This window comes from Pseudomonas sp. OF001, assembly GCF_904426495.1.
In the GTDB taxonomy this organism is placed as follows: Bacteria; Pseudomonadota; Gammaproteobacteria; order Pseudomonadales; family Pseudomonadaceae; genus Geopseudomonas.
Map to the genome: position 1 here is coordinate 94,844 of NZ_CAJGBM010000009.1, position 13,777 is coordinate 108,620.

Consider the following 13,777-nt stretch of genomic DNA (forward strand, 5'->3'; position numbering starts at 1 on the left):
ATCGTGCCGCCACTCCATCGGAGTGCGCAGCCGTGTGCGCAGCAGAAACGCCTTGTCCAGCCCGCACGGCGCCGCCGACAGCCTGAGAGCAGAGAATTACATGTACGTATACGACGAATACGATCAGAGGATCATCGAGGAGCGCGTCGCGCAGTTCCGCGGCCAGACCGAGCGCTACCTGGCCGGCGAACTGGGCGAGGAGGAATTCCGCCCGCTGCGCCTGCAGAACGGCCTGTATGTGCAGCGCCACGCACCCATGCTGCGCGTCTGCGTGCCCTACGGCCTGCTCTCCGCGCCGCAGCTGCGCATGCTGGCCAAGCTGGCCCGCGACTACGACAAGGGCTACGCGCACATCAGCACCCGCCAGAACGTGCAGTACAACTGGCCGAAGCTGGAAGACGTGCCGGACATGCTCGCCGAACTGGCCAGCGTGCAGATGCACGCCATCCAGACCAGCGGCAACTGCATCCGCAACGTCACCACCGACCAGTTCGCCGGCGTCGCCGCCGACGAGGTGATCGACCCGCGTCCGTGGTGCGAGATCATCCGCCAGTGGGCCACCTTCCACCCGGAATTCGCCCACCTGCCGCGCAAGTTCAAGATCGCGGTGAACGGCTCGGCCGCCGACCGCGCCGCCATCGAGGTGCACGACATCGGCCTGGAGCCGGTGCACAACGAGGCCGGCGAGCTGGGCTTCCGCGTGCTGGTCGGCGGCGGCCTCGGCCGCACCCCGATCGTCGGCAGCTTCATCAACGAGTTCCTGCCCTGGCAGCACCTGCTGACCTACCTGGAAGCCATCCTGCGCGTGTACAACCGTTACGGTCGCCGTGACAACAAGTACAAGGCGCGCATCAAGATCCTGGTCAAGGCGCTGACCCCGGAAGTGTTCGCCGAGCGCGTCGCTGCCGAGTGGGCGCACCTCAAGGACGGCCCGGCCACCCTCACCCGGGAAGAGCTGGACCGCGTCGCCGCGCACTTCGTCGACCCGGCCTACCAGGCCCAGGCAGACCAGAGCGCCGCCCTCGCCGCGCTGGACGCAGAGCACCCGGGCTTCGCCCGCTGGCGCTCGCGCAACGTGGTCGCCCACAAGAAGCCGGGCTACTGCGCCGTCACCCTGTCGCTGAAGGTCACCGGCATCGCCCCCGGCGACGTCACCGACAAGCAGCTGGACGCCGTCGCCGACCTGGCCGAGCGCTACAGCTTCGGCGAGGCGCGCACCAGCCACGAGCAGAACATCATCCTCGCCGACGTCGAGCAGTCCAAGCTGTTCGCCCTGTGGAACGAGCTGCGCGAGCTGGGCCTGGCCACGCCGAACATCGGCCTCTTGACCGACATCATCTGCTGCCCCGGCGGCGACTTCTGCTCGCTGGCCAACGCCAAGTCGATCCCGATCGCCGAGGCCATCCAGCGCCGCTTCGACGACCTCGACTACCTGTTCGACCTCGGCGAGATCGACCTGAACATCTCCGGCTGCATGAACGCCTGCGGCCACCACCACATCGGCAACATCGGCATCCTCGGCGTCGACAAGAAGGGCGAGGAGTTCTACCAGGTGTCGATGGGCGGCGAAGCCGGGCGCAACGCCAGCCTCGGCCAGATCCTCGGCCCGTCCTTCGCCCAGGACGACATGGCAGACGTGATCGAGAAGATCATCAATGTCTACGTCGAGCAGCGCCATGAAGACGAGCGCTTCATCGAGACCTTCCGCCGTATCGGCATCGATCCCTTCAAGGAACGCGTCTATGCAAAGAATCATTAAGAACGGCGAGGTCATCGACGAGCGCTGGCACCTGCTGCCGGTCGACGCCACCCTCGACGGCATCTCCAACAGCGACGACCTGATCGTGCCGCTGGGCCTGTGGCTGGAATCCAGCCACGCCCTCAAGGTGCGCGACGGCGGCCTGGGCGTGTGGCTGCAGAGCCACGAGCAGATCGAGGACATCGTCGACGACCTGAAGCACTTCCAGGTCATCGCCCTCGACTTCCCGGCGTTCACCGACGGCCGCCACTTCTCCAGCGCCCGCCTGCTGCGCGAGCGCTACGGCTACAAGGGCGAGATCCGCGCCATCGGCGACGTGCTGCGCGACCAGCTGTTCTTCATGCACCGCTGCGGCTTCGACGCCTTCGCCGTGCGCCCGGACCGCGACCCGTACGACGCGCTCAAGGGCCTGTCGGACTTCTCGGTGACCTACCAGACCGGGGTCGACCAGCCGCTGCCGCTGTTCCGCCGCCGCTGAACCATCCGCCTCCCGGCCCCGGGCCGGAGAGACGCATGCCAACGAGGCCCGCATCCCAGGATGCGGGCCTCGTCGTTTGCGCCTGTGCCCCTCACCCGCGCCAGCCTCCGCATCCCGCACAGGCGGCAGCCCGCACCTGCCCAAAGGTTGCACCCTCATGCAACTGTGAAGCGCCGCTGCTATAATTGTGAAACGGATCACAATTTTTCGCGTGGGATTGGCGCACCTCGATGGGACTGGTTTCCGCAATGGCCAGGCAGGCCAGGTTCTGGCTGAACAAAGACCTGGGGTTTTTCGCACGGAAGAAGACGCTGCGCGAGATGATGGCCGAGCGCGGCCTGGACGAATTCGGGCGCAGGAAGACACAGGCCGCACCCGCGGAGCGGCCCGCGCCACCGGCAGCAGAGCCCGCTCCACAGACGGGAGCCACAGCGAGGTTCGTCGCCAGCTTCAGCTACGCCACCCTCGGTCAGCAGACCGTCGAGATCGAGGAACTCAACGCGCTGGAGTTCCGTGGCCGCAACCGGCAGGACGGCCGCCTGCATTCCTACGCCTGGGCGAAGATCAGGGGACTGGTGAAGATCGTCGACAGCGGCGAGATGCTCACGCCCCTCGAGGTGCTCGACCGCTTCCACTGAGCCGGCGAGCACCGCCGGCTCGAACCGGGACGTTCCCGCTTCAGTCGATGCGCACCAGGGTGCGCCCCACCATGCGCCCGGCGAGGATGCGGTAGACCGCGTCGGGCAGTTCCTCCAGGCCGATCTCGTGGCAGACCAGCTCGAGATTGTCGAGTCTCCAGGGGCCGGCCAGCTTTTCCCACATGGCCGCCTTGGTGGCCAGCGGCAGCTCCACCGAGTCGACGCCGAGCAGGTTGACCCCGCGCAGGATGAACGGCAGCACCGAGGCGCGGCTCATCGCCGCACTGGCGGTCAGCCCGCAGCAGGTCACGCTGGCGCCGTACTGCAGCGACTTGACCACGTTGAACAGGATGTCGCCGCCCACGGTGTCCACCGCACCGGCCCAGCGCATCTTCAGCAGCGGCTTGTCGGTGCCGTCGCGCAGCAGGGTGCGGTCGATGATCTGCTGGGCGCCCAGCCGGTGCAGGAACTCGGCCTGCTCCAGCTTGCCGGTGGACGCCGCCACGGTATAGCCCAGCCGGGTCAGCAGCAGCACCGCGACGCTGCCCACTCCGCCGCAGGCGCCGGTGACCAGCACCGGGCCGGCCGCGGCATCCAGGCCCATGCGCTGCAGCTTGTCGATGCACAGCCCGGCGGTCAGCCCGGCGGTGCCGAGCAGCATGGCCTCGCGCAGGGGCAGCCCTTCGGGACGGCGCAGCACCCAGGCGGCCGGCACGCGCACGTACTGGGCGAGCCCCCCGGCGTGGTTGGCGCCCAGGTCGTAACCGGTGACCAACACCTCTTCGCCCGGCTGGAATTCGCCGGTGGAGCATTCGACCACCTCGCCGGCGGCGTCGATGCCGGGGGTGTGCGGATACTCGCGGGTCACCGCGCGGTTGCCGCTGGCCGACAGCGCGTCCTTGTAGTTGAGCGAGGACCAGCGCACGCGGATCAGCACCTCGCCCGGCGGCAGGTCCTCGATGCGCCGCTCGACCACCGCCTGGTCGAACACCCCCGGGCTGCTTTCGGTCACCCAAAGGGCCTTGAAACTCGTCATCCTGTCCTCCTCATGTCGCCGGTCGATGCACCGGCGACCGGCTCACTGCCAGAAACGGGGTTGCGACAACCGGCTCCACCAGCGCAGCAGCACGCTGTCGAGCACGGCACCGGTGGCCAGGCCGACACGTTCCTGCAGGCTCTTCTTCTCGTGGTAGCGCAGCTGGTACAGGTCGGCGTGCCGGGCACGCTCGGCCAGGTATTCGTCGCTGGTCATCAGTTCGTCGACCAGTTGCTTGCCCAGCGCCGCCTGGCCGAGCCAGATCTCGCCGGTGGCGACCTCGTCGATGGCCAGTTGCGGGCGATAGCGGGCGACGAAGTTCTTGAACAGCTCGTGGGTGATGTCCAGGTCTTCCTGGAACTTCTCCCGGCCCTTGTCGGTGTTCTCGCCGAACACGGTCAGGGTGCGCTTGTACTCGCCGGCGGTGAGCACCTCGAAATCGATGGCATGCTTCTTCAGCAGGCGGTGGAAGTTGGGCAACTGGGCGACCACACCGATCGAGCCGAGGATGGCGAAGGGCGCGGCGAGGATCTTCTCGCCGATGCAGGCCATCATGTAGCCGCCGCTGGCGGCCACCTTGTCCACGCACACGGTCAGCGGCACGCCGGCCTGACGGATGCGCGCCAGCTGCGAGGAGGCCAGGCCGTAGCTGTGCACCATGCCGCCGCCGCTCTCCAGGCGCACCACCACCTCGTCCTGCGGGGTGGCCAGGCTGAGCAGCGCGGTGACCTCGTGACGCAGGTGCTCGCCGGCCGAGGCCTTGATGTCGCCATCGAAGTCCAGCACGTAGACCCGCGGCCGGTGGCTGGCGGCCTTCTTCTCGGCCTTTTCCGTCCTGGCTTCCTCCTTGCGCAGCGCCTTGAGCTGCTCCTTGTCCAGCACGCTGTCCTGCAGGCGCTCGCGCAGGGCCCTGTAGAAGTCGTTGAGCTTGTGCACGTCCAGATGTCCACCGGAGCGGCGGTCGCGGCTGCGCAGCACGGCGATGGCGACCAGGACGACGAGGATGGCCACCAGCACGGTCACTGTCCTGGCCAGGAAACCGGCATACTCGACAAGAAACTCCACGGGCTCTCCTTGATGGCTTGTGGCGGTCTGCAAAGCATACCGGCGCCGACCGGCGGCGGCCACCGCCAGCGTGACGGCACGACCGCGGCGACGTTTCAAACGTGCGTATGGTCGCGTTGACAGCCCGCCGGCGGCCCCCTACCCTCGCCTGCAAACGCTTCCTGCCGCCGGCACGACTCCCCGCCAAACACAAGGACCCCTTCATGAGCAGCGTCGCCAAAGTCATCGAAACCATGCAGGCCCGCTTCAATGCCAACGCCGCCGCCGGCCTCGACCTGGTGTTCCAGTTCAACATCGAGGATGCGGAGAACTACTACCTGAGCATCAAGGACGGCACCTGCAGCCTCACCGAGGGCAACGCAGAGTCGCCCAACGTCGCCCTGATCATGGACAGCGCCACCCTCAAGGGCGTGCTCAAGGGCGAGATCAGCGGCATGGAGGCGTTCATGACCGGCAAGCTGCGCACCGAGGGCGACATGATGCTGGCCCTCAAGCTGGGCGACCTGTTCCCGTCCTGATCGGGCAGGCAGACAGAAAAAAGCCGGAGCATGCTCCGGCTTTTGCGTTTCTGGCGCCGCGTTACAGCACCATCGCCGCCACCCAGCCGAAGGCCAGCAGCGGCAGGTTGTAGTGCAGGAAGGTCGGCACCACGCTGTCCCAGATGTGGTTGTGCTGGCCGTCGACGTTGAGGCCGGCGGTCGGGCCGAGGGTCGAGTCGGAGGCCGGCGAGCCGGCATCGCCGAGGGCACCGGCGGTGCCCACCAGACTGACGATGGCCAGCGGGCTGAAGCCCAGCTCGACGCCCAGCGGCACGAAGATCGCCGCGATGATCGGCACGGTGGAGAACGACGAGCCGATGCCCATGGTCACCAGCAGGCCGACCAGCAGCATCAGCAGCGCACCGAGCGCCTTGCTGTTGCCGATCGCCCCGGCGGAGGCGTCGACCAGCGACTTGACGTGGCCGGTCTCGCGCATCACCTCGGCGAAGCCGGCGGCGGCGATCATGATGAAGCCGATCATCGCCATCATCTTCATGCCCTCGGTGAACAGGCCGTCGGCCTCCTTCCAGCGCACCACGCCGGAGGCGGAGAACACCACGAAGCCGGCCAGCGCGCCGATGATCATCGAGTCCAGCCACAGCTGGATGGCGAAGGCCACCGCTACCGCCACCCCGGCCACGCCGAGGGTCAGCGGGCTGTAGCGGCGCTCGACCTGCTCGGCCTGCTCGATCAGCGCCAGGTCGTACCGGCGCGGCTTGCGGTAGCTGACGAACACCGCCACCAGCAGGCCGAAGAGCATGCCCAGCGCCGGGATCGCCATGGCCTCGGTGACGCTCACCCCGGCCACCTCGACGCCGCTCCTGGCCACGTTGGCCAGCAGGATGTCGTTGAGGAAGATGCTGCCGAAGCCCACCGGCAGGAACATGTACGGGGTGATCAGGCCGAAGGTCAGCACGCAGGCGATCAGCCGGCGATCCAGCTGCAGGCGGCTCAGCACGTAGAGCAGCGGCGGCACCAGCAGCGGGATGAAGGCGATGTGGATCGGCAGGATGTTCTGCGAGGACACCGCCACCGCCAGCAGCAGGCCGAGCACCAGCCACTTCACCGTGCCGCCGCCGTTGGCCTCCTGACGCCCGACCAGATGCAGCGCCCTGTCGGCCAGCGCGTGGGCCATGCCGGAACGGGCGATGGCCACCGCGAAGGCGCCGAGCAGCGCATAGGACAGCGCCACGGTGGCGCCGCCACCGAGGCCCTTGTTGAAGGCCGCCAGGGTGCCCTCGATGCCCAGACCGCCGACCAGGCCACCCGCCAGGGCGCCGAGGATCAGGGCGACCACCACATGCACCCGGCACAGGCTGAGCACCAGCATCAGGCCGACGGCGATGAGTACCGCATTCATGTCTTCACTCCAGATTTCGGGATCGCCCGCGGGCGAAAGGCGCGCACTCTGCCCAAACCCCGGCGACCTGTCAAAAGCGCACGCCCGACGGCCCGTTGTGGCGACGCGTTGTGGCGACGCGTTGCGCCAGCGCGGACGGCCGGCGGGCAAGTACCGATCGGCGTCCATGGTCCACACTGGAAAGCCGGATCATGGCCTCTCCTGCTTATGATTATTTATTCTATACATAGAACCAAAAATCGCAGTAGGCTGTATTCACGACATACCCCCATGGGTATACAAGGACTGACGGAGGATTGCCCCATGAATGCCCGCATCGAAGCCTTCTTCGACCCCGCCACCTTCACCTACAGCTACGTGGTGAGCGATCCCGAGAGCCGCCAGTGCGCACTGATCGACCCCGTGCTGGACTACGATCCCGCCGCCGGACGAACCTCGCACAAGAGCGCCGACCGCCTGATCGCCTACGTCCGCGAGCACGGCCTCAGCGTGCAGTGGATCCTCGAGACCCACGTGCACGCCGACCACCTGAGTGCCGGCCACTACCTCAAGGAACAGCTCGGCGGCAAGCTCGGCATCGGCGATCGCATCACGGTGATCCAGCAGACCTTCGGCAAGCTGTTCAACGCCGAGCCGGAGTTCGCCACCGACGGTCGCCAGTTCGACCACCAGTTCCGCGATGGCGAGCAATTCCAGGTCGGCAACGTCCAGGCCCGCGCCATCCACACCCCCGGCCACACCCCGGCCTGCATGACCTACCTGATCGGCGACGCCGCCTTCGTCGGCGACACCCTGTTCATGCCCGACTACGGCACCGCCCGCTGCGACTTCCCCGGCGGCGATGCCCGCGCCCTGTACCACTCGATCCACGCCAAGCTGTTCGCCCTGCCGGATGCGACCCGCGTGTTCATGTGCCACGACTACAAGGCGCCGGGCCGCGAGGAGTACCTGTACGAGACGACCATCGGCGCCGAACGTGCGCACAACGTGCATATCCACCAGGGCATCGGCGAGGAGCAGTTCGTCGCCATGCGCCAGGCCCGCGACGCCACCCTCGGCATGCCGACGCTGATCCTGCCCTCGGTGCAGATCAACATGCGCGCCGGCGAGCTGCCGCCCGCCGAGGCCAACGGCAGCCGCTACCTGAAGATTCCGCTCAACGTGCTGTGACGCCGCCCCCGCACTCCAACGCAGACTGGAGAACGACAAGATGCAACCGATCAAGCGCCTGACCCCGTTCATCGCCGTGGCTGGCCAGCTCGAACCTGCCGACATGGGCACCCTGGCCGCCAGCGGCTACCGCTGCGTGATCAACAACCGCCCGGACCACGAAGGCGAGGACCAGCCGGGCAGCGACGCCCTGCGCGTCGCCGCCGAAGCCTCGGGGCTCGAATATCACCATCTGCCGGTGATCTCCGGGAAGATCGGCGACGAGGACGTCGCCGCCTTCCGCGAGCTGCTCGACCGGGTCAGGGGCCCGGTCGTGGCCTTCTGCCGCACCGGCACCCGCTCCACCACCCTGTGGGCACTGGCCGAAGCCCACCATCTCGCCCCGGACGCCCTGCTGCAGACGGCCAGGGAGGCCGGCTACGACCTCGCCGCCCTGCAGCCGCGCCTCGAGCTGCGCTGGCAGACCCTGCCCAACCAGCCGGTTTCCCCCAGCCAGTTCGCCCACACACCGCGTTACGACGTGCTGGTGATCGGCGGCGGCGCTGCCGGCTGCGCGGTGACCGCCAGCCTGCTCAAGCGTGATGCGGGCCTGCGCATCGCCATCGTCGAGCCGCGCGAACAGCACTACTACCAGCCCGGCTGGACCCTGGTCGGCGCCGGGGTGTTCGACCGCGCCCGCACCGAGCGCGACATGGCCCGCTGCATCCCGCCCAGGGCGCAGTGGATACGCGCCGCCGCGGCGGCGTTCGAGCCGGAGCAGCAGCAGGTGGTGCTCGAGGATGGCAGCCGCCTGGGCTACCGCGCGCTGGTGGTCTGCCCGGGACTGACCCTCGACTGGAGCGCCATCGAGGGGGCGAAGGAGGCCCTGGGCAGGAACGGCGTGACCAGCAACTACGTGTTCGAGCTGGCGCCCTACACCTGGCAGCAGGTGCAGGCCCTGCGCGGCGGCCGCGCGCTGTTCACCCAGCCGCCGATGCCGATCAAGTGCGCCGGCGCGCCGCAGAAGGCCATGTACCTGTCCTGCGACCACTGGCTGAAACAGGGCGTACTGAAGGACATCCAGGTCGACTTCTGCTCGGCCGGCGCCGTGCTGTTCGGCGTCGCCGACTTCGTACCGCCACTGATGAAGTACGTCGAGCGCTACGGCGCCCACCTCAACTTCGGCGAGACGCTGGTCAAGGTCGACGGCGAAGCGCGCAAGGCCTGGTTCCGCAAGGCGGCCGCCGACGGCGGCAGCGAACTGGTCGAACGCGAGTTCGACTTCCTGCACATGGTGCCGCCGCAGCGCGCCCCCGAGTTCGTCCGCCAGAGTCCGCTGGCCAATGCCGAGGGCTGGGTCGAGGTCGACCACGAGAGCCTGCGCCACCCGCGCTACGGCAACATCTTCAGCCTCGGCGACGTGTGCGCCGCGCCCAACGCCAAGACCGCCGCCGCGGTGCGCAAGCAGGCGCCGGTGGTCGCCGAGAACGTCATCGCCGTGCTGGCCGGCCGCGGGCCGCGGGCCATCTACGACGGCTACGGCTCCTGCCCGCTGACGGTCGAGCGCGGCAAGGTGATCCTCGCCGAGTTCGGCTACGGCGGAAAGCTGCTGCCGACCTTCCCCCTCGACCCGCGGGTGCCGCGCCGCCTGGCCTGGGACCTGAAGACCAAGTGGATGCCGGGCATCTACTTCGACCTGATGCTCAAGGGCCACGAATGGCTGGCCGAACCCAGGCACCTGGACTTCGAGCCGCGCCCGGTGGAATCGCCGGCGGCCTGTGATTTCACCCAGGAGAAGAAGTGATGAAAGAGCGGCTCGCCCGCTTCCTGCCGTGCCTGCAGTGGGCACGGCAGTACGACCGCGACGCTGCCGGCAAGGATTTCCTGGCCGCGGCGATCGTCACCCTGATGCTGATCCCGCAGAGCCTGGCCTACGCCATGCTCGCCGGCCTGCCGCCGATCAACGGCCTGTACGCCAGCATCCTGCCGCTGATCGCCTACGCCCTGTTCGGCACCAGCCGTACCCTGGCGGTCGGCCCGGTGGCGGTGGTCTCGCTGATGACCGCCGCCGCCCTCGGCCCGCTGTTCGCCAGCGGCAGCGCCGAATACGCCGGTGCCGCCCTGCTGCTGGCCCTGCTCTCCGGCGCCCTGCTGCTGGCCATGGCGGTGCTGCGCCTGGGCTTTCTCGCCAACTTCCTCAGCCACCCGGTGATCTCCGGTTTCATCAGCGCCTCGGGCCTGCTCATCGCCCTCGGCCAGCTCAAGCACATCCTCGGCATCAGGGTCGCGGGGGAAACCGCGCCGGAGCTGCTGCACGGCCTGCTCACCGCCCTGCCCGCCACCCACCTGCCGACCCTGGCGATCGGCGGGGTCAGCGTGGTGTTCCTGTTCCTGGTGCGCAGCAGGCTCAGCGGCTGGCTGCAGGCGGCCGGCTTCACACCGCAGCTGGCCGGTCACTTGGCCAAGACCGGCCCGGTGGTCGCCCTGTTCGCCTCGGTGCTGGTGGTGAGCCTGTTCGACCTGGCCGATGCCGGCGTGCGGGTGGTCGGCGCCGTGCCCACCGGCCTGCCGAGCTTCAGCCTGCCGCCGCTGGACCTGGCGCTGGCCCGCCAGCTGCTGCCGGCGGCGCTGCTGATCAGCCTGGTCGGCTTCGTCGAGTCGGTGTCGGTGGCGCAGACCCTGGCCGCCAAGCGCCGCCAGCGCATCGAGCCCAACCAGGAACTGGTCGCCCTCGGCGCCTCCAACGTGGCCGCGGCGCTCAGCGGCGGCTTCCCGGTCACCGGGGGCTTCGCCCGCTCGGTGGTCAACTTCGATGCCGGGGCGCAGACCCCGCTGGCCGGCGCCCTGACCGCCGTCGGCATCGCCGTCACCGTGCTGTTCTTCACCCCGCTGTTCCACAACCTGCCGCAGGCGGTGCTGGCCGCCACCATCATCGTCGCCGTGCTCAGCCTGGTTGACCTCGGCGCCCTCAAGCGCACCTGGCGCTACTCGCGCCAGGATGCCGCCGCCATGGCCGCGACCATGCTCGGCGTGCTGCTGGTCGGCGTCGAGGCCGGCATCCTGATCGGCGTCGGCCTGTCGCTGCTGCTGTTCCTCTGGCGCACCAGCCAGCCGCACATCGCCGTGGTCGGCCAGCTGCCGGGCAGCGAGCACTTCCGCAACATCGAGCGCTTCGCCGTGGTGGAAAGCCCGAAGGTGCTGTCGGTGCGCGTCGACGAGAGCCTGTACTTCCCCAACGCCCGCTACCTCGAGGACCGCATCGCCGAACTGGTCACCCGCCGCCCGGAGGCCGAGCACCTGGTGCTGATGTGCCCCGGCGTCAACCTGATCGACGCCAGCGCCCTGGAAAGCCTCGAGGCGATCAGCGCGCGCCTGCATGCCGCCGGCATCCAGCTGCACCTCTCCGAGGTCAAGGGCCCGGTGATGGACCGCCTCAGCCAGACCGATTTCCTCGCGCACTTCGGCGGCCGGGTATTCATCAGCCAGTTCGAGGCCCTCGCCGAACTCGACCCGCAGACCACCCGACGCGCCATCGGCCAGCGCCGCAACGGACTGCCATTCGTTCACCCCCAACTGCAGGAAAGCGACAGTGAAAAACGCCCATGACCTGGTAGCCGAGGCCAAGGCCCGCATCGACGAAATCGACCTCGACACCGCCGAAGCGGCGATCCGCAACGCCGACGCGCTGCTCGACGTGCGCGAGGCCGACGAGTTCCACGCCGGGCACATTCCCGGCGCGGTGAACATCCCGCGCGGCCTGCTGGAGTTCCGGCTCAGCGCCAGCCCGGAACTGTCCGCCCGCGACCTGAATATCGTGCTGTACTGCAAGACGAGCGGCCGCGCCGCACTGGCCGCCTGCGCCCTGCAGGACATGGGCTACCTGAACGTGCAGTCGATCGCCGGCGGCTTCGACGCCTGGAGCGCGGCCGGCAAGGCGGTGGTGACGCCGAGCCTGCCGGTGTTCGACTGAACCGAGCGCACGGCATCCCATCCCGCAACCCGAGAGGCAATACATCATGCAAAAGAACGTTGGCGGTATCGACAAGATCGCCCGCATCGTGGTCGGCATCGCGCTGATCGTCTGGGCCATCGCCGGCGGCCCGGTCTGGGCGTGGATCGGCATCCTGCCGCTGGCCACCGGCCTGCTCAACTGGTGCCCGGCCTACAGCCTGCTCGGCATCAAGACCTGCCCGCTGAAGAAGTGAAGGCCCGCCCCCCGGCCGCGTGGCTGAAGGGCTCGCCGGCCGGCCCGGGACAGGCTCGGGGCTCGCTGCAGGGGGTGCACCGCGCGCGGATGAACTATGGTTGCTCTGCAACCCGCGGCTGGGCCGTCCCGACCTGGAGCGAGCCGCGGGCGGCGGGAACGCTGCCGCCCAGGCCTGCAACACCCGCCGACGAAGCCGACGACGATCCCTCGGGGGGGGCACGACATGAAGGAACTACTGGTGGAGCTGATCACCCTGATCAGCTCGGGCAGCATGGGAAACGACGACATCCAGCGGATCGCCGACGAGGCAGCCCAGGCCTATGCCGATCCGCCGGCCTTCCTCGCCGCCCATCCGGAGAGCGGTTACGAGGACGGCTGCCCGATCCCGCAGGGGGAATGGGTACTGCTCGGCAGTCTGCCGGATAGCGTGCTGTTCCAGGCCAAGCAGGCCGACGAGTTGCTCCAGCAGGTGATCGACTCGTTCGGCACGTCGTCGCCCTTCCCGTTCGAGGCTGGCGATCTGGCCGGGGAGGATCTGCTGACCGCCCTGCAGCGCATCCAGGTGGCGCTGAGCGACCTGTATCCGGAAACGGAAGGCTACGAACTGGTCGACTTCGGCGAACCGCTGGATGGCGGACTGCAGATGGTGCTGATCTACACCCGCGACCTGCCGCGGCTGCTGGAGCTGTCGATGGAAATCGGCATCTATGCGGCGCCGGCCTACGAGAGCCGGCTGACCGCGCTGGGCGACGGCGAGGACGGCTGAGCTGCAAACGGGAAACCCGCAACACCTGCGCGGGTTTCCCACCCATCCATCCAGCCAGTAGCGGACCCCACGGGGCCCGCCCCCTCAGTAGACGTAGTCGCTTTCGCTGCTCAGCTCGCGAAAAGCTCCATAGTGAACCTCGTCGCTGAACATCAGCTCCCCGCTCACCTCCGTGGGCAGCTCGTCGGCTGGACAGAATCCGTCGTTGCAGGCCGCATCCACGACCCAGCAGCCACGGATGAAGCTCACCTCGTAGCCATCGCGACGCAGCGCTCCCTCGGCCCGCTCCAGTGCCTCGCGCAGGGTGTTGGCAGCGGCATAGACATTGACATGGCAGCTGACGAAATCCCGTGCCTGGCCGCTGGCCGGCGACGGCCGTACTTCGGCCCCCACGCAGAACAGATGATTCTTCATTGCGGTTCTCCTCAATGACTTCGCTTGTCGACAGCCCCCGCAACGGGGTGGCAGGGAAGAACATCACTGCAAGCATGGCACACGGACGCCGCTCGGGCATCGGGTTGCCGCGCCAGCCGCCGCCACACAAAAAACGCCCGCCCCGGTCTGGCCGGAGCGGGCGTTCTGGAGTGCCTGGCGATCAGCCCTGGCGGATCAGGTGGTCGAAGGCGCTCAGCGAAGCCTTGGCGCCCTCCCCCACGGCGATGACGATCTGCTTGTACGGCACGGTGGTCACGTCGCCGGCGGCGAACACGCCGGGGATGTTGGTCTGGCCCTTGGCGTCGACGATGATCTCGCCGAAGCGGGTCAGCTCCACGGTGCCCT

Annotated in this window: 15 protein-coding genes; 10 read left to right on the plus strand and 5 right to left on the minus strand. The window is 68.5% G+C overall.

Annotated features, from left to right (window positions below):
- The first annotated feature begins 100 nt into the window (after nucleotides 1-100).
- From RA210_RS07100 to RA210_RS07110, 3 genes are all read left to right on the plus strand, one after another.
- Nucleotides 101-1,759 (plus strand): nitrite/sulfite reductase, encoded by a 1,659-nt coding sequence (locus tag RA210_RS07100; RefSeq protein ID WP_201485895.1) that lies wholly within the window; start codon nucleotides 101-103, stop codon nucleotides 1,757-1,759.
- Nucleotides 1,743-2,237 (plus strand): DUF934 domain-containing protein, encoded by a 495-nt coding sequence (locus RA210_RS07105; RefSeq protein ID WP_136488635.1) that lies wholly within the window; start codon nucleotides 1,743-1,745, stop codon nucleotides 2,235-2,237. The genes RA210_RS07100 and RA210_RS07105 overlap by 17 nt, the downstream gene beginning before the upstream one ends.
- Before the next feature lie 230 nt (nucleotides 2,238-2,467).
- Nucleotides 2,468-2,875, plus strand: coding sequence for a hypothetical protein (locus RA210_RS07110; RefSeq protein ID WP_136488636.1), 408 nt, complete (start codon nucleotides 2,468-2,470; stop codon nucleotides 2,873-2,875).
- A gap of 40 nt (nucleotides 2,876-2,915) precedes the next feature.
- On the opposite strand, the gene RA210_RS07115 is transcribed toward RA210_RS07110, so the two are convergent.
- Nucleotides 2,916-3,911 (minus strand): YhdH/YhfP family quinone oxidoreductase, encoded by a 996-nt coding sequence (locus tag RA210_RS07115; protein ID WP_201485896.1) that lies wholly within the window; start codon nucleotides 3,909-3,911, stop codon nucleotides 2,916-2,918.
- A gap of 42 nt (nucleotides 3,912-3,953) precedes the next feature.
- Entirely contained in the window at nucleotides 3,954-4,976 is a 1,023-nt protein-coding gene (sohB, locus tag RA210_RS07120; RefSeq protein ID WP_201485897.1) for a protease SohB, read from the minus strand.
- 203 nt (nucleotides 4,977-5,179) lie between these two features.
- Here sohB and RA210_RS07125 point away from each other — a divergent pair, with 203 nt between their 5' ends.
- Nucleotides 5,180-5,494 (plus strand): SCP2 sterol-binding domain-containing protein, encoded by a 315-nt coding sequence (locus RA210_RS07125; protein WP_136488639.1) that lies wholly within the window; start codon nucleotides 5,180-5,182, stop codon nucleotides 5,492-5,494.
- 61 nt (nucleotides 5,495-5,555) lie between these two features.
- Here the strand turns inward: RA210_RS07125 and RA210_RS07130 are convergent, their stop codons facing one another.
- On the minus strand, nucleotides 5,556-6,875 hold the full coding sequence (locus RA210_RS07130) for a Na+/H+ antiporter family protein (protein ID WP_201485898.1): 1,320 nt from the start codon (nucleotides 6,873-6,875) through the stop codon (nucleotides 5,556-5,558).
- Between the two features lie 303 nt (nucleotides 6,876-7,178).
- Here RA210_RS07130 and RA210_RS07135 point away from each other — a divergent pair, with 303 nt between their 5' ends.
- The 6 genes from RA210_RS07135 (at nucleotide 7,179) to RA210_RS07160 (ending at nucleotide 12,997) form a co-directional block, all read left to right on the plus strand.
- Nucleotides 7,179-8,045, plus strand: coding sequence for an MBL fold metallo-hydrolase (locus RA210_RS07135; RefSeq protein ID WP_201485899.1), 867 nt, complete (start codon nucleotides 7,179-7,181; stop codon nucleotides 8,043-8,045).
- 40 nt (nucleotides 8,046-8,085) lie between these two features.
- Nucleotides 8,086-9,828 (plus strand): bifunctional protein tyrosine phosphatase family protein/NAD(P)/FAD-dependent oxidoreductase, encoded by a 1,743-nt coding sequence (locus RA210_RS07140; RefSeq protein ID WP_201485900.1) that lies wholly within the window; start codon nucleotides 8,086-8,088, stop codon nucleotides 9,826-9,828.
- Nucleotides 9,828-11,630: a SulP family inorganic anion transporter gene (locus tag RA210_RS07145; protein WP_201485901.1), complete on the plus strand. Its 1,803-nt coding sequence runs from the start codon at nucleotides 9,828-9,830 to the stop codon at nucleotides 11,628-11,630. The genes RA210_RS07140 and RA210_RS07145 overlap by 1 nt, the downstream gene beginning before the upstream one ends.
- Nucleotides 11,614-11,994, plus strand: coding sequence for a rhodanese-like domain-containing protein (locus RA210_RS07150; protein ID WP_201485902.1), 381 nt, complete (start codon nucleotides 11,614-11,616; stop codon nucleotides 11,992-11,994). Before RA210_RS07145 ends, RA210_RS07150 begins: the two co-directional genes overlap by 17 nt.
- A 46-nt stretch (nucleotides 11,995-12,040) precedes the next feature.
- Complete coding sequence (locus RA210_RS07155; protein WP_201485903.1) at nucleotides 12,041-12,229, plus strand: YgaP family membrane protein; 189 nt, start codon at nucleotides 12,041-12,043, stop codon at nucleotides 12,227-12,229.
- A gap of 225 nt (nucleotides 12,230-12,454) precedes the next feature.
- On the plus strand, nucleotides 12,455-12,997 hold the full coding sequence (locus tag RA210_RS07160; RefSeq protein WP_201485904.1) for a hypothetical protein: 543 nt from the start codon (nucleotides 12,455-12,457) through the stop codon (nucleotides 12,995-12,997).
- An 84-nt stretch (nucleotides 12,998-13,081) separates the two neighbouring features.
- On the opposite strand, the gene RA210_RS07165 is transcribed toward RA210_RS07160, so the two are convergent.
- Together RA210_RS07165 and RA210_RS07170 are read right to left on the minus strand one after the other, a co-directional pair.
- Nucleotides 13,082-13,411, minus strand: a complete 330-nt coding sequence (locus RA210_RS07165; protein ID WP_136488647.1) for a hypothetical protein — start codon at nucleotides 13,409-13,411, stop codon at nucleotides 13,082-13,084.
- Nucleotides 13,412-13,592: 181 nt separating this feature from the next.
- Nucleotides 13,593-13,777 (minus strand): FAD-dependent oxidoreductase (locus RA210_RS07170; protein ID WP_201485905.1); only part of this gene is annotated, 185 nt, incomplete at its 5' end.